This window comes from Amycolatopsis sp. WAC 01416 (genome assembly GCF_003947485.1).
In the GTDB taxonomy this organism is placed as follows: Bacteria; Actinomycetota; Actinomycetes; order Mycobacteriales; family Pseudonocardiaceae; genus Amycolatopsis.
In genome coordinates, this window is record NZ_QHHX01000008.1 from 354,015 (window position 1) to 373,310 (window position 19,296).

Here is a 19,296-nt window from a genome sequence, read left to right on the forward strand (position 1 = left end):
GGCTGACCCGAGGGAAGGGGGCCTTCACGCGCCATCGGCGTCCAGCCTCACTGCGTCCGAAGGCCGTCGAAGGCGATCTTGCACACCGCGTCCGCCAGTTCCGTCCCGGCCGAACCCCGCCGCGGCCGGTACCACTCGATGAGCGAGTTCACCATGCCGTACAGCAGTCGCGCGGTGACCGCGGGATCGATGTCGGGCCGCACGTCGCCTTCCGTTTCGGCCTGTTTCACCAGTTCCGTGACGAGCCGGTCGAATTCCCGCCGCCGCGCCAGCGCCGCGCGCTCGATCTTGGTGTTGCCGCGCACCCGCAGCAGCAGCGTCACGAACGGCAGCTGCTCGACCAGCACGAGGACACTGCCCCGCACCAGATGCTCCAGCTTCTCGATGGCCTTGCCCTCGAAGGATTCCGTCTCGGCGGCTACGGCGAACAGGCCGTTCAGCGCGCGGTCGACGGCGAGCCGCAGGAGTTCCTCTTTGCTCGGCACGTGGTGGTAGATCGCGGATTTTGTGATGCCGAGCTTGCGGGAGAGGTCCTCCATACTGGTGCCGTCGTAGCCGCGCTCATTGAACAGTTTGACCGCGACCTGCAGCAGCGACTCGAGGTCGTAGCCGGGGCGTCCCCGGCGGGCGGGGGTGTTCAACCGCGGTCCCGTTCGTCGAGTACGCGACGCATCTTGCCCAGCGACCGTTCGAGGGTGTCCGGGTCGACGACCTCGACGCCGACACTCACGCCGACCCCGTCCTTGATCCCGGCGATCAGCCGGGCGGCGGCCTCGGCGCGCTGCTCGGCGGACGCGTCCGGACGCGCTTCGACCCGCACCGTCAGGTGGTCCATCCGGCCCTTCGTGGACCGGATCAGCTGGAAATGCGGCGCGAGCGCGGGGGTCACCAGCACGACTTCCTCGATCTGCGTGGGGAAGACGTTGACGCCGCGCAGGATGATCATGTCGTCGCTGCGCCCGGTCACCTTCTCCATCCGCCGGTACGCCGGCCGCGCGGTGCCCGGCAGCAGCCTGGTGAGGTCGCGCGTGCGGTACCGGATGATCGGCAGCGCCTGTTTGGTGAGCGAGGTGAACAGCAGTTCACCCTCGGCGTCGGTGGGCTTCTCGGTGAACGGGTCGATCACCTCGGGGAAGAAGTGGTCCTCCCAGATGTGCAGCCCGTCCTTGGTCTCGACGCATTCCTGCGCGACACCGGGGCCCATCACCTCGGACAGGCCGTAGATGTCGACGGCGTCGATGCCGACGCGTTCCTCGATCTCCGCGCGCATCTGTTCGGTCCACGGCTCCGCGCCGAAGATGCCGACCTTCAGCGAACTCGTCTGCGGGTCGACACCCTGGCGTTCGAACTCGTCGAGCAGCGTGAGCATGTACGACGGCGTGACCATGATGATCTCGGGTTTGAAGTCGGTGATGATCTGCACCTGGCGCGCGGTCATGCCGCCGGACGCCGGGATCACCGTGCAGCCCAGTTTCTCGGCGCCGTAGTGCGCGCCGAGACCGCCGGTGAACAGGCCGTACCCGTAGGCCACGTGGACCTTGTCACCGGGACGCCCGCCCGCCGCGCGGATCGAGCGGGCCATCACCGTCGCCCACGTGTCGATGTCTTCGGACGTGTACCCGACGACGGTCGGTTTGCCGGTGGTGCCGCTGGACGCGTGGATGCGGCTGACCTGCGCTTCCGGCACGGCGAACATGCCGAACGGGTAGTTGTCGCGCAGGTCCTGTTTGGTGGTGAAGGGAAACTTCGCCAGGTCTTCGAGCGCCTTGCAGTCGTCCGGGTGAACGCCTGACTCGTCGAACTTCCGTTTGTAGAACGGCACGTTGTCGTAGGCGTGCCGCAGCGTCCACCGGAGGCGCTTCAGCTGCAGCGCCTGGAGTTCGTCGATGGTCAGGTTCTCGGCTTCGTCACTGAAGGCGGTCATCGTGATGCTTTCTCGATGGTGCGGCTGCGGCCGCGGAATTCGGCGACGACCTCCGGCCCGTCGGGGGTCTCCCGGTGCACGGTGACGTCGTAGATGCCGTTGCGGCCGTAGCGGGTCCGCTCGGTGGCGGTGGCGATGAGGTGGTCGCCGAGTTTGCCGGCCGCGACGAACGAGATCTCCGCGCCGGACGCGACGGTCATGGGGCCGTGCCGTCCCGAGGTACTTTCTCCCGCCGAGGGCGCGTGAACACTGTTGCAGGCGCAGGCGAACGTCGTGTCGGCCAGCAGGAAGACGTAGCCGCCGTGGGCGATGTCGTGGCCGTTGACCATCGTCTCGGTGATCCGCATGGTGGCGACGGCGTGCCCTTCGGCGGCCTCGACCAGCTCGATGCCCAGCGCCTTCGACGCCTGGTCGTCGGCGAACATCGTGTGCGCGGCGTTAGTCAAGCCAGACCACCTAGTTACTGACCGAATGGACGGTTGTTAAAGGGTGTCGCAAGTAAAGGCGCGCTTCCGGGTGGATGTCAAGGATCCGCCGCCGTCCGGGGGTTTGCAAGACCCCGGACGCGAGCTACAGTGAATTACTGAACGGACGGTCTGTTAATCACTCAAGGTATCCAGCCCACCATGAAGGGTCGCCCCATGGCATTGCTGCGCAGCTACGTCTCCGGCGGATGGCACACGGCGGACAAAGACGGCGTACCGCTGCACGACGCCTCGACCGGTGAGGAGGTCGCCCGGGTCTCGTCCGAGGGCGTCGACTTCGCCGCCGCCCTGGAGTACGGCCGCCGCGTCGGCGGCCCCGCGCTGCGTGAGCTGACCTTCCACCAGCGCGCCGCACTGCTGAAGGCACTGGCCTCCCACCTGCGTGAACACCGCGACGAGCTCTATGCGCTCTCCGCGCGCACCGGCGCGACCAAGACCGACTCGATGGTCGACATCGACGGCGGCATCGGCGTCCTGTTCGCCTACTCCAGCAAGGGCAAGCGCGAGCTGCCGAACGACACCGTCTACGTCGACGGCAACGTCGAGCCGCTGAGCAAGGGCGGCACCTTCGTCGCCCAGCACATCGCCGTGCCGCTGCGCGGGGTCGCCGTCCAGATCAACGCGTTCAACTTCCCGGTCTGGGGCCCGCTGGAGAAGTTCGCGCCCGCGTTCCTCGCCGGGGTGCCGAGCCTCGTCAAGCCCGCCAGCCAGACCGCGTACCTCACCGCGCGGCTGGTGGAGATCATCATCGACTCCGGCATCCTGCCCGAGGGCACGCTGCAGTTCGTCGCGGGCAGCGTCGGCGACCTGCTCGACCATGTCACCGCGCAGGACCTCGTCTCGTTCACCGGCTCCGCGTCGACGGCGCAGAAGCTGCGCGCGCACCCCGCGGTCGTGCGCAACTCCGTCCGGTTCAACGCCGAGGCCGACTCGCTGAACCTGTCGATCCTCGGTCCGGACGCCAAACCCGGCACCACCGAGTTCGACCTCTTCGTCAAGCAGCTGACCACCGAGATGACGGTCAAGGCAGGTCAGAAGTGCACCGCCATCCGCCGCGCCTTCGTCCCCGCCGACCTGCTGGACGACGTCGCCGAGGCCGCGAGCGCGCGGCTGGCGAAGGTCACCATCGGCAACCCCACCGCCGAAGGTGTGCGGATGGGCGCCCTGGCCAGCCTGGAGCAGCGTGAGGAGGTCCGGCGGTCGCTCAAGGCGCTGCTGGACGTCGGCACGGTCGTCTTCGGCGACCCGGAGCAGGTCGAGGTCGTCGGCGCGGACGCCGAACGCGGCGCGTTCATCTCGCCGGTACTGCTGAAGGCGGACCCGGAGCGTTCCGAGCCACACGAGGTCGAAGCGTTCGGCCCGGTGTCGACGCTGCTGCCGTACACCTCCACCGACCAGGTCATCGAGCTCGCCGCACGCGGCGGCGGCAGTCTCGTGGGTTCCGTCGTCTCCGCGGACCAGGAGTTCGTGCGCGAGGTCGTGCTCGGCGTCGCTCCGTACCACGGCCGTCTGCTGGTGCTGGACGCCGACGACGCCAAGGAGTCCACCGGCCACGGTTCGCCGATGCCGCAGCTGGTCCACGGCGGTCCCGGCCGCGCAGGTGGCGGCGAGGAGATGGGCGGGATCCGCGGCGTGCTGCACCACATGCAGCGCACGGCCGTCCAGGGCAGCCCGAAGGTGCTCAGCACGGTCACCGGCCGCTGGGTCGCGGGCGCCCCGCGCACCGAAGGCGACGTCCACCCGTTCCGGAAGTCGTTGGCGGAGCTGAAGATCGGCGACTCGGTCGTCGCCGGGCCGCGTGAGGTCCTGCAGTCCGACGTCGACCACTTCGCCGAGTTCACCGGAGACACCTTCTACGCCCACACAGATCCCGAGGCCGCGGCGGCGAACCCGCTCTTCGGCGGGATCGTGGCGCACGGGTACCTCGTGGTCTCGTTCGCCGCCGGCCTGTTCGTCTCGCCGGAGCCCGGCCCGGTGCTGGCCAACTACGGCCTGGAGAACCTGCGGTTCCTCACCCCGGTCAAGGTCGGCGACTCGTTGACCGTGACCCTGACCGCCAAGCAGATCACCCCGCGCATCGACCAGGAGTACGGCGAAGTCCGCTGGGACGCCGACGTCACCAACGCCGACGGCGACTCGGTCGCCAAGTACGACGTGCTCACCCTGGTCGCGAAGGAGCAGTCATGACGGCCACCCTTCCTGAGGAAGATCTGGAACGGCATTTCGAAGCGACCATCGCGCGTGATCAGCGCATCGAGCCGCGCGACTGGGTGCCCGAGGGCTACCGCAAGACGATGATCCGGCAGATCGCGCAGCACGCGCATTCGGAGATCATCGGCATGCAGCCGGAGGGAAACTGGATCACACGCGCGCCTTCCTTGCGGCGCAAGGCGATCCTGCTCGCGAAGGTGCAGGACGAGGCCGGGCACGGGCTGTACCTGTACTCGGCGGCGGCCACGCTCGGCGCCGACCGCGCGGACCTGACCGACAAACTGATCAACGGCAAGCAGAAGTACTCGTCGATCTTCAACTATCCGACGCTGACCTTCGCCGACGTCGGCGTGATCGGCTGGCTGGTCGACGGCGCCGCGATCTGCAACCAGGTTCCCTTGTGCCGCAGCTCGTACGGGCCGTACGCGCGCGCCATGATCCGCATCTGCAAGGAGGAGTCCTTCCACCAGCGGCAGGGCTTCGAGTTGCTGATGACGATGATGCGCGGCACCGAGAAGCAGCGGGAAATGGTGCAGGAGGCGGTGAACCGCTGGTGGTGGCCGTCGCTGATGATGTTCGGCCCGCCGGACGCGGATTCGCCGAACACCGCGCAGTCGATGGCGTGGAAGGTCAAACGGCACACCAATGACGAGCTGCGCCAGCGCTTTGTCGACATGTCCATCCCGCAGGCGGAAGCGCTGGGCGTCACCTTCCCGGACCCGGACCTGAAGTGGAACGCCGAGCGCGGGCACTACGACTTCGGCGCCGTCGACTGGGACGAGTTCAAGAACGTGTTGAAGGGCAACGGCCCCTGTAACGCTCAGCGCGTCGCGCACCGGCGTCGGGCCCAGGAAGACGGCGCGTGGGTGCGGGAAGCCGCCACGGCGCACGCAGCGAAGAAGGGTTCGTGATGAAACACGACTGGCCGTTGTACGAGGTGTTCGTCCGGGGCAAGCGCGGCCTGAACCACGTGCACGTGGGTTCGCTGCACGCCGCCGACGACGACATGGCGTTGCACCACGCGCGGGATCTGTACACCCGCCGCAACGAGGGCGTGTCGATCTGGGTCGTGCGCGCGTCGGACATCACGGCGTCCTCGCCGGACGAGAAGGATCCGTTCTTCGCGCCCAGTGGCGACAAGGTGTACCGGCACCCGACGTTCTACGACATCCCCGACAACGTTCCGCACATCTGACATGAGCTTCGACAACGCCTACGAGGCGATCACCGAGGAGAACGACTCCCGCTGGGCCTTCGGCACCGGGTTCGAGGATCCGCTGTCCGGTGTGGACGCCACGGTCCCGTCCGGTGTGGACGGTGCGCGGCTCGCGGCCTACTGCCTGATGCTCGGCGACGACGCGCTGATCTTTTCGCACCGGTTGCAGGAGTGGTGCACGAACGCGCCCGAACTCGAGGACGAGGTCGCGATCGCGAACATCGCGCTCGACCTGCTCGGACAGGCGCGACTGCTGCTCGCCCGCGCGGGCAAGGCAGACGGCAGCGACCGCACCGAAGACTCGTACGCCTTCTTCCGCAGCGAGCAGGAGTACCGCAACGTCCGGCTCGCCGAACTCGAAGGCGGGCACTTCGGGCACCTGATCGCGCGGCTGCTGGTGTTCTCGATCTGGCGGCTCGCCCTGGTGCAGCGGTTGCAGACCAGCGTGGACCCGGTGCTGGCGGCCATCGCGGACAAGGGTGTCAAGGAAGTCGCGTATCACCGTGACTACGCCGCCCAATGGGCCGTGCGCCTCGGCGACGGCACCGAGCTGTCGCACTCGCGGATGCAGGAGGGCCTCGACGCGGTCTGGCCGTACGTCGACGAGCTTTTCACGGCGCACGAAGCCGAATTCGTCGAGTCGCCGTCGCTGCGGCCGGAGTTCGACGCGATCCTGGACCAGGTGCTGGCCGTCGCGAAGCTGACGCGGCCCGAAATCGGCGCCATCGCAGGGGTTTCCGGCCGGATGGGCCGCGACGGCGTGCACACCGAGCGGATGGGCTTCCTGCTGGCGACCCTGCAGAGTGTCGCCAGGGAACACCCGGACGCGACATGGTGACCGCGTACGCCGTGGCGGCCACGGTGACCGATCCGGAACTGCCGATGCTCACCCTCGCCGACCTCGGCGTGCTGCGTGAAGTGTCCGAATCCGGCGGTCGGGTGGTCGTCGCGATCACCCCGACCTACACCGGCTGCCCGGCGATGGACACCATGCGCGACGACCTCGTGCACGCGCTCACCGGCGCGGGCTACGGCGAGGTCGAGGTCCGCACGGTGCTCCAGCCCGCCTGGTCCACGGACTGGATCACCGAGGACGGCAAGCGGAAGCTGGCCGAAGCGGGCATCGCGCCGCCGGGGGCAGCACCGCGCCGGACCGGCCCGATCCCGCTCACACTGAGCGCGCCGGTGTCGTCGGTCCGCTGCCCGCGCTGCGGCTCGGCGGACACCGAAGAGCAGTCCCGGTTCAGCGCGACCGCGTGCAAAGCCCTGCGCCGCTGCCGGTTCTGCCTCGAACCGTTCGAACACGTCAAGGAGATCTAGTGACAGCGACCCTGCGCCGCACGGGTTTCCATACCCTCAAGGTGTCCGACGTCCAGCGCTTGTGTGACGACGCCGTCGCGGTGACCTTCGACGTGCCCGAAGACCTCGCGGACACCTTCCGCTTCAAGCCGGGCCAGTCGCTGACCCTGCGCCGCCGGATCGACGGCCGCGACGAGCGCCGTTCGTACTCGATCTGCGCACCCGCCGGCGCGGCACCGCGCGTCGGTGTCCGCGAAGTTCCGGGCGGACTGTTCTCGTCGTGGCTCGTGCACGACGTGAAGCCCGGCGACGAGATCGAGGTCGCGCCGCCGACCGGCAACTTCAGCCCCGATTTGGCAGCGGCGGGCCACCACGTGCTGATCGCGGCCGGATCCGGGATCACGCCGGTGCTGTCGATCGCGTCTTCGCTGCTCAGCGACTCGGATGCGACGGTGACCGTGCTCTACGGCAACCGCCGGACGGACACCGTCATGTTCGCCGACGACCTCGCGGACCTGAAGGACCGCTATCCCGCGCGGCTCGAACTCGTCCACGTGCTCTCCCGCGAGCCGCGCGAGGCCGAGCTGTTCACCGGGCGGCTCGACGTGGAGAAGCTGCGGCGCCTGTGCACCGTGCTGATCCCGGTCGAGGACGTCGCGCACTGGTGGCTGTGCGGGCCGTTCGAGATGGTGACCGGCGCACAGGAACTGCTGCGCTCATTGGACGTCTCCGACGAACGCGTGCATCAGGAACTGTTCTATGTGGACACTCCGCCGGAGCCGGTGCACCACATCGATCCGGCCGTCGTGGGTGCGTCCAGCGAGGTCACGCTGGTGCTCGACGGCCGGTCGACGACGATGACGCTGCCGCGAAGCTCCTCCCTGCTCGACGGTGCGCAGAAGTACCGCCCGGACCTGCCGTTCGCCTGCAAGGGCGGCGTCTGCGGCACCTGCCGGGCGAAGATCTGCGACGGCAAGGTGGACATGCGGCGCAACTTCGCCCTGGAGAAGGCCGAAGTCGACGCCGGTTTCGTGCTCACCTGCCAGTCGGTGCCGATCTCCGACACGGTGACGGTGGACTTCGACGCCTGATCGCCCCGCATTTCGTCATCTGAATGCGGTAGTCGCACACACAAGTACCGCATTCAGATGACTAGTTGCGGAGAGGTAGCCACCGGGTGATGCCGATGTCGGTGAGGAACGGCCGGTCGTGGCTCGCCACGATCAGCGTGCCCCGGTAGGCCAGCAACGCCTCGGTGAGGCGCCGCACGCTCGCCAGGTCGAGGTTGTTCGTCGGCTCGTCGAGCAGCAGCAGGCGCGGCGTGGGCTCGGTCAGCAACAGGGTCGCCAGTGCTGCCCGGAAGCGTTCCCCGCCGGACAGCGACGCCACCTCGCGGTCGGCCGCCTTGCCGCGGAACAGGAACCGCGCCAGCCTCGCGCGGATCTCGTTGTCCGTGAGCGACGGCGCGACCAGCCGCACATTGTCCACAATGGACAGCGACTCTTCGAGGATGTCGATCCGCTGGGGGAGCAGCCTGGCGGGCACGAACAGTCCCACGTCACCCGACTCCGGCGGGAGTTCACCGGTGATCGTGCGGAGCAGGGTGGTCTTGCCCGAACCGTTGGGGCCGACGAGCGCGATCCGCTCGGGCCCCATGACGTGCAGGTCCACCGGCGGGCCGAACCGGGGCACCGCGTCGATCCGCAGTACGTCCGTTCCGCGCGGGACCGTGGTCTCCGGCAGCTCGACGCGGATCTCGGCGTCCTCGCGCACCAGTTCCTCGGCGGCCTTCAGCGTCTCGACGGCGTTCTCCAGCCTGTCGGTGTGCAGATTCCGGTACTTGCCCGCGGCGATCTGCGCGTCCTCCTGCCGTTTGCGCATCCTTCCCTTGGGCTCGCGTTTGGTGTCCCACATCTTCTGGCCGTAGCGGGCGCGCCGGGCGAGTTTGGTCCCGGCCTCGACCAGCTCCCGCTTCTGCCGTTTGACGTCCGACTCCGCCGCGCGCACGTGCCGCCGCGCGGCTTCCTGCGCGACCTCGACGGCGTGCTCGTAGTCGTCGAGATCGCCGCCGTACAGGGTGACCTCGCGCTCACGGACTTCGGCGATCCGATCGACCAGCCGCAGCAGCTCGCGGTCGTGCGAGACCACCACGAGGATGCCGCCCCAGCTCTCCACCTCTCGGTGCACGAGTTCGCGTGCCCGCAGGTCGAGGTTGTTGGTCGGCTCGTCGAGCAGCAGTGCGGCGGGCCGGCGCAGGAGCAGGGCGGCCAGCCCGAGCAGCGTGAGCTCGCCGCCGGACAGCTCGCCCGCCCGCTGGTCCAGGCGGACGGTGTCGAGGCCGAGCCTGCCGAGGATCGCGTGAATGCGTTCCTCGATGTCCCAGTTGTCGCCGATGGTGGCGAAATGCGCTTCGGCCGCGGAACCGATCTCCACAGCCTTGATCGCCGCGCGGATCGCGGTGACGCCCAGCAGGTCGTCGACGCGGCGGCCGGTGCCGAGGACGAGGTTCTGGGGCAGGTACCCGAGTTCGCCCGGTGTGGTGACCGAGCCTGTGGTGGCTCGCAGGTCGCCGGCGAGCAGCCTGAGCAGCGTGGACTTACCGGAACCGTTGGTGCCGACCAGGCCGGTGCGGCCGGCCCCGATGGTGAGCGAAAGGCGTTCGAACACCGGAACACCGTCCGGCCAGGTGAAGGTGACGTCGGAAAGCGTCAAGGAAGAAGACATGAGACTCCCTGCGAAGGAGGTGGATTAAGGGCGCAGGTTCGTCTCAGAAGATCACCGCGACAGGCTAACCGACCGCCGGCTTCGGTGCGACCGATTTTCTCCGGGGCCTACTGTTGTCCGCCGCGGTCTCGACGCGCGAGTGTGACCGGAGCGAAGTGGGAGGCCGGTTGCCGTTTCGCGGCAACGGAGCGGTCAGGATGCTGGGCCGGCCCCGGCGCGGTTTCACCGCTGCCGCGCAGAATGTGAAAGCTATCGCCGAACATCCCAGCGCGTAAGGAAGACTGTTTCGTGCGGAAGCAAGGCAGTCCCGTGGATCACCTGAACAAGCCGTCGCCGTTTAGCGGCAACCGGGTCAGAACGGTGGTTCCTCGGTACGGGGTGTGTGCAGAGGCGGCGGCGTGCTGTCGTAGGTCTGGCCTGTCGGCGTCGTGATCGTCAGGGTTCCGTCCGGTGCCAGCCGGTAGATCCACCCGGGTTCGTCCTTGAGCCGATGGTCGCGGCGGCAGAAGTCGATGAGGTCGCCGGCGTCGGTGTTCCCCTGGAACTGCCACGGGATGGAGTGGTCGAGATCGCAGGCCTGAGCGGGCCGGTGACACCCTGGTCTTCGGCATTCGCGGTCGCGGACCCGGACGAACTCGTCGAGACCGGCCGTCGGGCGATACCGGTCCCGGCCGAGGTCCGCGACCTGACCTGATAGCGGGTCGGTGATGATCCGCCGCAGCACCGTGTTGGGTCCGCTCGCGATGTGCCGCGCCAGCGACGCCGGGATGTGGCCGTGTCCGGCCATTTCCGCCGGGTCGTCGTTGAGGCCGAGGTAGGTGAAGAGGTCCAGATAAAGGAATACTTCGGCGCGTTCACTTTTCCCGCCGCTGCCGCCCAACAGGAGGTCGAGGGCGACGTCGGCGCGGAGCTGGTCCAGAGTGCGGGTCTCGTCGCCGGTTTTGAGCGCGCGGGCTTCCCGGTTGATCCGGTTGTAGGCGGCGGTGACCTTCTCCACCGGGCCGTCCTCGATCCCCAGCGAGGCCACACCCGCCTCACCCTGACTCACCACGAGCCGGCGGCCTTCGCGGGCCTGCTCGCAGCGCTTGTCCGCCCCCTCACGATCGACAGTTGTCGCCGCGTGGTTCGCCGCTTTGCGGATCTGTTCGGCATTCTTGCCGGGCAATCGGTCTTCCAGCAAGGCGTCGGCGGCGAGCGCGTGCTCGTCGGACAGCCACGCTGTGGCCGTCACGACTTTCATCGCGCCGAACCCGTCCACCTGCCCCTTGTCCATCAAACCAAGAGTGCGGGGAAGCCTGGTGGTCAACGCGTCGGCGGCGGCGACCAGCCCGGCCGCGTACTTGTCACCCACCGACAAGGCGAACGCGACTTCCTGAGCGACGCTACGCGCGCCTTCGCGATGCCGGTTCAGCTGGGACAGGGCACGGTAGCGGATCGCTTCCAGCCGGGCGATCCCCGCCGATGCCGCTTTCGCGAGGGCGACGGATTCGTTGTCGTCCAACGAATCCGCGGCGGCATTGATGGTCTTCAGGTTGTCGGGAGTGATGATTTCCTCGAGTAGTGCCACAGCGGTGGCTCGGTAAGTGTCCACCCGACGAACCTACAACCCCCCACCGACAGTTCTGGATCACGCGACTGCCGCCGTCGTCGTCGATATTCGGTAATGCTAGTCGTGGCAAGGGAAAACTGGGATGTGCGCGCTTGGTGATGTTCGCCCGGTAGTGGTAAGCAGTGTGCAGACAGGATTCTTGGGTGCTGTCCTTGGGGTTCGCGGGTCTCTTGTTGTCGGGTTTCGGTGATGGTTTTGGTGGGTGGTCTCGGTTGCTGGGGGTGTTTTGTGGGTCTGGCGGGCGATCGTTGCCGTATTGCGGTAATGGCTCCGGTGGGTTGCGTCGGTTGCCGGGGTTGTTCTGCGGATCCGACGGGCAGCTGTTGTCGGGTTTCGGTGATGGTCCGGTGGGTGGTCTCGGTTGCTGGGGGTGTTCCGTGGGTCCCGCGGGCGACCGTTGCCGTATTGCGGTAATGGCTCCGGCGGTGGCCTCGGTCGTCGGGGTTGTTCTGCGGATCCGACGGGCAGCTGTTGTCGGGTTCCGGTAATGGCCCCTGCGGGTTGCCTCGGTCGCCGGGGGTGTTCTGTGGGTCCCGCGGGCGACCGTTGCCGTATTCCGGTAATGGCTCCGGTGCGTCGACCTAGATCACCGGGTCGTCCCCGGATCCCACGCCCATCCGTTGCCGAATTCCGGCAACGGCGCACCTGGCACAAGCCCCACCGCCCCGAGACACGGTCTGTCACCTCGGCGACCCGCGACCGGCCGGGGCATACTGACGGGCGTGACCGAACGCCCCCATGTCCTGCTGTCCGCCGCGGTCTCGCTGGACGGCTACCTCGACGACGCGACCGACACCCGGCTGGTGCTGTCCAACGAGGAGGACTGGGCCAGGGTGGACGGGCTGCGCGCCGCGTCGGACGCGATCCTCGTCGGAGCGAACACCGTCCGCACGGACGACCCCCGGTTGCTGGTCCGTTCGCCGGAGCTGGTCGCCGGACGGGTCGGCCAGGGACGCCCGGAGCAACCGGTCAAGGTCACTCTCACGCGGAGCGGGTCACTCGATCCGGCGGCCCAGTTCTTCACCGTCGGTGACGCCGAGAAGCTGGTCTACGCCCCGCCTGGCGTCGTCACGGGAGTGAAGGCGACCGTCGTCGAACTGTCCGGCCTAAGAGAAATGCTGGCCGATCTCCACGCGCGTGGGATCCGGCGGCTGATGGTCGAAGGCGGTGGCGCGATCCACACCCAGTTCCTCACCGAAGGCCTGGTCGACGAACTGCACCTGGCCATCGCGCCGTTCTTCGTCGGCGACCCGCGCGCGCCCCGGTTCACCGGGCCCGGCGCGTTCCCGCGCGGGCTGACTTTGACCAGCACGACGAGGCTGGGTGACATCGCCGTACTGGAATACCACGCGACGCCGGAACCGTCCGAAGTGGACATTCGGCGGTTGCGGGAGGCAATCGCGCTGGCGGACCTTTGCCCGCCGCGCACGTTCCGCGTCGGCGCCGTCATCACCGCCGCCGACGGCGAAGTGATCTCCACCGGTTACTCGGGCGACGGCGATCCCGCCAACCACGCGGAAGAAGCCGCCCTCGCCAAGCTCGAACCGGGAGATCCGAGACTGGCGGAGGCGACGATGTACACGTCACTGGAGCCGTGCAGCTCGCGGACGTCACATCCGCGAAGCTGCACCCAGCTCATCCTCGACGCCGGCATCCCGCGCGTCGTTTTCGCCTGGCGCGAGCCGTCGGTGTTCGTCGACTGCGTCGGCGCCGAAACGCTGGAGGCGGCCGGACGCCGGGTGATCGAGGTACCCGCCCTCGCCGCCGACGTCCGCCGCGCGAACACCCATATCCCGGGTGTCCACCTCTGAACTACTTGCAGGCGTCGCAGCAGCCGCAGCCCAGACCGGTGCACGCCGAGCAGCAACCGTGGCGAAGCACGACCTTCAACAGACGCTTGATCATCGCTGTCCTCCCGATCATTGACGTCCCACCGCCCTTGTCACGCTAAGTTCTGCGCATATGACAGTGGTACCGCCGGGAGTGCCATGGCGCTGCTCCAGCGGGTGACGTCAGGATTCGAGGTCGCCCTCCAGTGAGAGATAGACCTCGCGCAGCTGAGCCAAAAGATCGGCGTCCGGCTCCGCCCAGAGCCCACGGTCGGCCGCCTCGTTCAGCCGTTCGATGATGCCGCGCAACGCCCACGGGTTGGCCTGGCGGAGGAACTCCTGGTTGACCTCGTCGAGCACGTAGGACTCGGTGAGCTTCTCGTACATCCAGTCGCCGACCACCCCGGCCGTGGCGTCGAAACCGAAGAGGTAGTCGACGGTCGCCGCCAGCTCGAAAGCGCCCTTGTAGCCGTGCTTGCGCATCGCCGCCAGCCAGCGCGGGTTGACCACGCGGGCACGGAAGACGCGGGCGGTCTCCTCGCCGAGGGTGCGCGTGCGGACCGCGTCCGGGGTGGTGCTGTCGCCGACGTAGGACGCGGGCGCGGTGCCGGTGAGCGCGCGGACCGTCGCGATCATCCCGCCGTGGTACTGGAAGTAGTCGTCGGAGTCGGCGATGTCGTGCTCACGGGTGTCTGTGTTCTTGGCCGCGACCACGATCCGCTTGTACGAGTTCTCCATGTCCTCGCGCGCCGGCCTGCCGTCGAGGTCGCGGCCGTAGGCGAAGCCGCCCCAGACCGCGTAGACCTCGGCGAGATCCTTGTCGTCGCGCCAGTTCCCGGAATCCATCAGCGGCAGCAGGCCCGCGCCGTACGCGCCGGGCTTGGAGCCGAAGATCCTCGTGGTGGCACGGCGTTCGTCACCGTGCGCGGCCAGATCCGCGCGGGTGTGGGCGCGGACGAAGTTCTGCTCGTCCGATTCGTCGAGATTCGCCACCAGGCGGACGGCGTCGTCCAGCAGGGTGATCACATGCGGGAAGGCGTCGCGGAAGAAACCGCTGATCCGCACGGTGACGTCGATCCGCGGGCGGCCGAGTTCGGCGAGCGGGATGGCCTCGATCCCGGTGACCCGTCGCGAGGCCTCGTCCCAGACCGGCTGGACACCCAGCAGGGCAAGGACTTCCGCCGCGTCGTCGCCCGACGTGCGCATGGCCGACGTGCCCCACACCGAAAGGCCGACCGAACGCGGCCAGTCGCCCGTGTCGTCCTTGTAACGGCGGAGAAGCGAGTCCGCGAGCGCCTGCCCGGTCTCCCAGGCGAGACGGCTCGGGATGGCCTTCGGGTCGACGGTGTAGAAGTTGCGGCCGGTCGGCAGCACGTTGATCAGGCCGCGCAGGGGAGAACCGCTGGGCCCGGCGGGGATGTAGCCGCCGTCGAGCGCGTGGAGCACGGCGTCGATCTCGGCGCCGGTGCCCGCGAGCCGCGGCACGATCTCGGTGGCGGCGAAGGCCAGCACGCGGGCGACCTCCTGGTGTTCCGGCACGTCGGCGACGACCTCCGCGACCGCGGCGGGGGACCAGTCCTTGGCCTCCATCGCCACGACGAGCGACCGGGCTTTCTGCTCGATGGCGTCCACTTCGGACAGTGGAGCGTCGCTGTTCTCCTTGAGCCCCAGCGCGGAACGCAGACCGGGAACCGCGCCCTGTTTGCCGCCCCACATCTGCTGGGCACGCAGCATCGCGAGCACGAGGTTGATCCGCGCCTCGCCTTCCGGTGCGGCGCCGAGGATGTGCAGGCCGTCGCGGATCTGCGCGTCCTTGACCTCGCACAGCCAGCCGTCGATGTGCAGCAGGAAGTCGTCGAACTCGGCGTCGTGCGGACGTTCCTCGACACCGAGGTCGTGATCCAGTTTCGCGGCCTGGATCAGCGTCCAGATCTGCGCGCGGACCGCGGGCAGCTTCGCCGGGTCCATCGCGGCGATGTTGGCGTGCTCGTCGAGAAGCTGCTCCAGGCGGGCCATGTCGCCGTAGCTTTCGGCGCGCGCCATCGGCGGGATCAGATGGTCGACGATCGTGGCGTGCGCACGCCGTTTCGCCTGCGCGCCCTCGCCGGGGTCGTTGATCAGGAACGGGTAGATCAGCGGCAGGTTGCCGAGGACGGCGTCCGGCGCGCAGGAGTCCGACAGCCCCGCGGTCTTGCCGGGAAGCCATTCCAGCGAACCGTGTTTGCCGAGGTGGACGACGGCGTGCGCGCCGAACTCCTCTTCCAGCCAGCGGTACGCGGCCAGGTAGTGGTGGCTCGGCGGGAGGTCCGGGTTGTGGTAGATCGCCACCGGGTTCTCGCCGAACCCGCGCGGCGGCTGGATCATCAGGATGACGTTGCCGGACTGCAGGGACGCCAGCACGATGTCGCCCGCCTTGTTGACGGAACGGTCGACGTAGAGCTCGCCGGGCGCGGGGCCCCAGTGCTCCTCCATGCCCTCGCGCAGTTCCGCGGGCAGCTCGGCGAACCACTGGCGGTACTTGTCGGCCGGGACGCGGATCGGGTTGCCGGACAGCTGTTCCTCGGTGAGCCACTCCGGATCCTGGCCGCCCGCGGCGATGAGGGCGTGGATGAGCGCGTCACCGTCGGGCTGGTCGGTACCGGTGGGCTCGACGCCGGGGAACGGGTCCTCGCCCAGGTCGTAGCCGCGTTCGCGCATGCGGCGCAGCAGTTCGATCGCGGACGCGGGCGTGTCGAGACCGACGGCGTTGCCGACGCGGGAGTGCTTCGTCGGATACGCGGACAGCATCAGCGCGATCTTGCGCTCCGGGGGCGGCGTGTGCCGCAAACGGGCGTGGGCCAGCGCGATCTTCGCGACGCGGGACGCGCGTTCGGCGTCCGGCACGTACTTGGGCAGGCCGTCGTCGTCGATCTCCTTGAACGAGAACGGGACGGTGATGAGGCGGCCGTCGAACTCGGGGACGGCCATCTGGTTGCCGGCGTCGAGCGGGGAGAGGCCGTCGTCGTTCGCGGACCACGTCTCGCGGTCGCTGGTGAGGCAGAGGGCCTGGAGGATCGGGATGTCCAGCGCGGCCATCTCGGCGACGTCCCACGCCTCGTCGTCCCCGCCCGCACCGACCTCGGACGGCTTGGTGCCGCCGGCGGCCAGCACGGTGACCAGGAGCGCGTCGGCCTTGGCCAGCTCGGCCATCATCTCCGGCTCGCGGGTGCGCAGGGACGCGCAGTGGATCGGGAGCGCGCGGCCCCCGGCGTCCTCGACGGCGTCGGAAAGGGCGTGGACGAACTCGGTGTTGCCGGACAGGTGATGCGCCCGGTAGTAGAGGATCGCGATGACCGGACCCTCGGTGGTCTTGGGCGTGCGATCGAGGACACCCCAGAGCGGCTGCACCGCGGGCGGCTCGAAGCCGTCACCCGTCAGAAGGAGCGTGTCGCTCAGGAAGCGGTGCAGCTGGGTGAGGTTCTCCGGCCCGCCCTGCGCGAGGTACGCGTGTGCCTCCGCCGCCGTGCCCGCCGGGACCGTGGACAGCTTCATGAGCTGCGCGTCCGGCGTCTGCTCACCACCGAGGACCACCACGTGCGCGCCGCTCGCGCGGACCGTGTCGAGTCCCTCTTGCCAGCTGCGTTCGGAGCCGAGGATCCGGACGACGACGATCGGGGCGCCTTCGAGCAGGGCCGGCAGCTCCGCCAGGTCGAGCCGGGCGGGGTTCGCCAGCCGGTACTCGGCCTCGCTGGAACGGGCGCTGAGCAGGTCGGTGTCCGAAGTGGACAGAAGCAGGATCACAGCAGTCCTCACTCGGGGTGTCCGCGCCCCGGGTCGTGCGGTCGCGCCGGCCGGAGTTCCTGGCTTCCCCTCCTTGCTCGGGAGGGGTGACAGTGGCGGGACCGCCCCGGACTCTCACCGGGTTCCTCCACCTGCCGACGCGTGGGTTCGGAGCTCACTCTCCGGTGCGGCTCGGCTCGGCGTCAAGGTGATGTGCCCATCAGGGGTGGCCGCGTCCCGCGTTTGGTCGACTACTTGCGGTGTTGGGGGCCCTCGCGGTGCCCGGATCGCCAGGAACTCCCGGACGTCCAGGACGACTGTCAGCCTGTTCGAGCCGGCCCGCAGCCACGGGAGGCACATGCTTCCACGACAGAAGGAACGAAGACCGATGGCGGACAACCAGTTCACCACTCACGCAGACCTTTTCGATCTGAGTGGGAAGCTCGCACTTGTCACTGGCGGAACCAGGGGCATTGGGATGATGATCGCGCGCGGCCTTCTGCAGGCAGGTGCCCGCGTCGTCGTCAGCTCACGTAAGGCGGACGCGTGCGCGGAGGCACAGCGTCTACTGTCCGAATTCGGCGACGTTCGAGCGATCCCCGCCGACCTGTCCAGGTACGACGAGTGTCAGCGCCTCGCCGATCTGGTCAAGGCCGGCTCGGAACGCCTGGACATTCTCGTCAACAACGCGGGAGCGATGTGGCGCGAGCCGCTGGAGACGTTCCCGGCCGAGGCCTGGGACACGGTGATCGACCTCAACCTCAAGTCGCCGTTCTGGCTGGTGCAGGCGCTGCTGCCCGCACTGCGCGGGGCGGGCACGGCCGATGATCCCGCGCGGATCATCAACATCGGCAGTATCGCCGCCATCCACGTCGCCGAGGCGCCCAACTACTCGTACGCCGGCAGCAAAGCGGCACTCCATCAACTCACCAGGGTGCTTGCCAGGGAACTGGGCCCACAGCACATCACGGTGAACGCGGTAGCCCCAGGAGTGTTCCCGTCGCGGATGATGGCGGCCACGATCGACGCCATCGGCGACACGATCGCGGCGAAGGCCCCTCTGCGCCGGCTAGGCCGCGACGACGACATGGCAGGTGTCGCCGTGTTCCTCGCCAGCCGGGCCGGGTCTTACCTGACGGGCGCCATCGTCCCGGTCGACGGCGGCACGGCCACGACCGCATCGGGTACCTAGGCGTCGGATCTCGACGGGGGCACCAGCAGTACCTCCCTTCGCATGCGGACAGGGCCTACGGTGAAGGGGTGGCCACGATCGATCTGCGCACTGAGATCAAGGAGTTCCTGAGCTCGCGTCGCGCGCGGATCACACCTGAGCGGGCCGGACTGTCCGCTTACGGCGGCAACCGCCGGGTCAAAGGTCTGCGTCGCGAAGAAGTAGCACTACTGGCTGGGGTATCTGTCGACTACTACGTGCGTATGGAGCGCGGCGGCCTCGCCGGCGCCTCCGACGGGGTGCTCGACGCGTTGGCCTCTGCCTTGCACCTTGACGAGGCGGAGCGCGATCACCTGTTCCACCTCGCGCGGCAGTCCAGGGCGCCCGGCGGTCCACGCCGTCCGCGATCCACCGTGACGGTGCGTCCGGCGCTTCATCAGGTGCTCGACGCCATCACCGATGCGCCGGCGTGGATCTGCAACGGCCGTTATGACGTGCTGGCCATGAACCACCTCGCCCGCGCGCTGTATGCACCGGTGCTGGCCGACCCGCGACGGCCGGCGAACACCGCGCGGTTCGTGTATCTGGATCCCGAGGCGGCGAAAACGTTCTTCGTCGACTACGACCGGATCGTCTGTGATGTGGCCGCGAAGCTACGCATGGAAGCCGGCCGCAATCCGCACGACGAGGAGCTGATCACCCTGGTCGGCGAATTGGCGACAAGCAGTGAACTGTTTCGGCGGCGGTGGGCATCTCAGGATGTTCTGCTCCACCGGTCCGGACGCAAACGGATGCACCATCCGGTCGTGGGCCGGCTCGACTTGGACGTCGAGTCGATGGAGTTGGCCGCGGAACCCGGCCTGCTCCTGACCGTCTACACCGCGCCCGCCGGCACGGCGACCGCGGACGGTCTGGCCCTCTTGGCGTCGTGGGCGGCCGGCCAGGAGAAGCCGGCGACCGAGATTCAAGCACTGACCTGATATTCGACCCTTTTAGGTTAAGGCAAAGGTGTCGGGTCGTGGCGGTTCACTCGCAACACGGTCACGTTCGCCTTACCACTCAATCAGTC

15 protein-coding genes and 1 riboswitch are annotated in these 19,296 nt (G+C 68.5%); of the genes, 9 read left to right on the forward strand and 6 right to left on the reverse strand.

Translation table 11 applies throughout. The features are described 5' to 3' along the window. Positions 1-47: 47 nt before the first annotated feature. The 3 genes from DL990_RS27965 to DL990_RS27975 are packed head-to-tail and all read right to left on the reverse strand — an operon-like array spanning position 48 to position 2,349. Positions 48-641, reverse strand: coding sequence for a TetR/AcrR family transcriptional regulator (locus tag DL990_RS27965; RefSeq protein WP_125785704.1), 594 nt, complete (start codon positions 639-641; stop codon positions 48-50). Further along, a complete protein-coding gene (paaK, locus tag DL990_RS27970; RefSeq protein WP_125800414.1) occupies positions 638-1,924 on the reverse strand; it encodes a phenylacetate--CoA ligase PaaK in 1,287 nt (428 codons plus the stop codon). Before paaK ends, DL990_RS27965 begins: the two co-directional genes overlap by 4 nt. Then, positions 1,921-2,349 carry a hotdog fold thioesterase gene (locus DL990_RS27975; protein WP_199746644.1) on the reverse strand — a complete coding sequence of 143 codons (429 nt, stop codon included), beginning with the start codon at positions 2,347-2,349 and terminating at the stop codon, positions 1,921-1,923. The genes paaK and DL990_RS27975 overlap by 4 nt, the downstream gene beginning before the upstream one ends. A gap of 216 nt (positions 2,350-2,565) precedes the next feature. Here DL990_RS27975 and paaZ point away from each other — a divergent pair, with 216 nt between their 5' ends. From paaZ to paaE, 6 genes are read left to right on the forward strand one after another with little or no spacing between them, the layout of a single operon-like run. Further along, positions 2,566-4,596 carry a phenylacetic acid degradation bifunctional protein PaaZ gene (gene paaZ, locus DL990_RS27980; RefSeq protein ID WP_125800531.1) on the forward strand — a complete coding sequence of 677 codons (2,031 nt, stop codon included), beginning with the start codon at positions 2,566-2,568 and terminating at the stop codon, positions 4,594-4,596. Continuing rightward, entirely contained in the window at positions 4,593-5,531 is a 939-nt protein-coding gene (paaA, locus tag DL990_RS27985) for a 1,2-phenylacetyl-CoA epoxidase subunit PaaA (protein WP_125785707.1), read from the forward strand. The genes paaZ and paaA overlap by 4 nt, the downstream gene beginning before the upstream one ends. Next, positions 5,531-5,815 (forward strand): 1,2-phenylacetyl-CoA epoxidase subunit PaaB, encoded by a 285-nt coding sequence (paaB, locus tag DL990_RS27990; RefSeq protein ID WP_005168080.1) that lies wholly within the window; start codon positions 5,531-5,533, stop codon positions 5,813-5,815. Before paaA ends, paaB begins: the two co-directional genes overlap by 1 nt. A gap of 1 nt (position 5,816) precedes the next feature. Continuing rightward, on the forward strand, positions 5,817-6,674 hold the full coding sequence (paaC, locus tag DL990_RS27995; protein ID WP_125800415.1) for a 1,2-phenylacetyl-CoA epoxidase subunit PaaC: 858 nt from the start codon (positions 5,817-5,819) through the stop codon (positions 6,672-6,674). Then, positions 6,668-7,156, forward strand: coding sequence for a 1,2-phenylacetyl-CoA epoxidase subunit PaaD (paaD, locus tag DL990_RS28000; protein WP_125796017.1), 489 nt, complete (start codon positions 6,668-6,670; stop codon positions 7,154-7,156). Before paaC ends, paaD begins: the two co-directional genes overlap by 7 nt. Beyond that, the gene (gene paaE / locus DL990_RS28005; RefSeq protein ID WP_125800416.1) at positions 7,156-8,226 is read left to right on the forward strand and encodes a 1,2-phenylacetyl-CoA epoxidase subunit PaaE; all 1,071 of its coding nucleotides are present in this window, start codon (positions 7,156-7,158) and stop codon (positions 8,224-8,226) included. Before paaD ends, paaE begins: the two co-directional genes overlap by 1 nt. 61 nt (positions 8,227-8,287) lie before the next feature. On the opposite strand, the gene DL990_RS28010 is transcribed toward paaE, so the two are convergent. Together DL990_RS28010 and DL990_RS28015 are read right to left on the reverse strand one after the other, a co-directional pair. Further along, positions 8,288-9,859: an ABC-F family ATP-binding cassette domain-containing protein gene (locus DL990_RS28010; RefSeq protein WP_125800417.1), complete on the reverse strand. Its 1,572-nt coding sequence runs from the start codon at positions 9,857-9,859 to the stop codon at positions 8,288-8,290. Positions 9,860-10,211: 352 nt separating this feature from the next. Then, a complete protein-coding gene (locus DL990_RS28015; RefSeq protein WP_125800532.1) occupies positions 10,212-11,390 on the reverse strand; it encodes an HNH endonuclease signature motif containing protein in 1,179 nt (392 codons plus the stop codon). 800 nt (positions 11,391-12,190) lie between these two features. On the opposite strand from DL990_RS28015, the gene DL990_RS28020 reads away from it, so the two are divergent. Next, positions 12,191-13,279 carry a dihydrofolate reductase family protein gene (locus tag DL990_RS28020; protein WP_125800418.1) on the forward strand — a complete coding sequence of 363 codons (1,089 nt, stop codon included), beginning with the start codon at positions 12,191-12,193 and terminating at the stop codon, positions 13,277-13,279. 201 nt (positions 13,280-13,480) lie between these two features. On the opposite strand, the gene cobN is transcribed toward DL990_RS28020, so the two are convergent. Beyond that, on the reverse strand, positions 13,481-17,077 hold the full coding sequence (gene cobN, locus DL990_RS28025; RefSeq protein ID WP_125800419.1) for a cobaltochelatase subunit CobN: 3,597 nt from the start codon (positions 17,075-17,077) through the stop codon (positions 13,481-13,483). A gap of 53 nt (positions 17,078-17,130) precedes the next feature. Further along, positions 17,131-17,205: riboswitch (cobalamin riboswitch) on the reverse strand. A 239-nt stretch (positions 17,206-17,444) separates the two neighbouring features. On the opposite strand from cobN, the gene DL990_RS28030 reads away from it, so the two are divergent. Both DL990_RS28030 and DL990_RS28035 read left to right on the forward strand, forming a co-directional pair. Next, positions 17,445-18,248 (forward strand): SDR family oxidoreductase, encoded by an 804-nt coding sequence (locus DL990_RS28030; RefSeq protein WP_125800420.1) that lies wholly within the window; start codon positions 17,445-17,447, stop codon positions 18,246-18,248. Between the two features lie 68 nt (positions 18,249-18,316). Then, positions 18,317-19,207, forward strand: a complete 891-nt coding sequence (locus DL990_RS28035; RefSeq protein ID WP_125800421.1) for a helix-turn-helix transcriptional regulator — start codon at positions 18,317-18,319, stop codon at positions 19,205-19,207. The last annotated feature ends 89 nt before the right edge of the window (positions 19,208-19,296 follow it).

Bases quoted from the DNA above. Each gene is read 5' to 3' on its own strand.
- DL990_RS27975 (WP_199746644.1), bottom strand. From the start codon at position 2,349: ATGTTCGCCGACGACCAGGCGTCGAAGGCGCTGGGCATCGAGCTGGTC.
- paaZ (WP_125800531.1), top strand. From the start codon at position 2,566: ATGGCATTGCTGCGCAGCTACGTCTCCGGCGGATGGCACACGGCGGAC.
- paaB (WP_005168080.1), top strand. From the start codon at position 5,531: ATGAAACACGACTGGCCGTTGTACGAGGTGTTCGTCCGGGGCAAGCGC.
- paaC (WP_125800415.1), top strand. From the start codon at position 5,817: ATGAGCTTCGACAACGCCTACGAGGCGATCACCGAGGAGAACGACTCC.
- paaA (WP_125785707.1), top strand. From the start codon at position 4,593: ATGACGGCCACCCTTCCTGAGGAAGATCTGGAACGGCATTTCGAAGCG.
- DL990_RS28030 (WP_125800420.1), top strand. From the start codon at position 17,445: ATGGCGGACAACCAGTTCACCACTCACGCAGACCTTTTCGATCTGAGT.
- paaD (WP_125796017.1), top strand. From the start codon at position 6,668: ATGGTGACCGCGTACGCCGTGGCGGCCACGGTGACCGATCCGGAACTG.
- DL990_RS28010 (WP_125800417.1), bottom strand. From the start codon at position 9,859: ATGTCTTCTTCCTTGACGCTTTCCGACGTCACCTTCACCTGGCCGGAC.
- paaK (WP_125800414.1), bottom strand. From the start codon at position 1,924: ATGACCGCCTTCAGTGACGAAGCCGAGAACCTGACCATCGACGAACTC.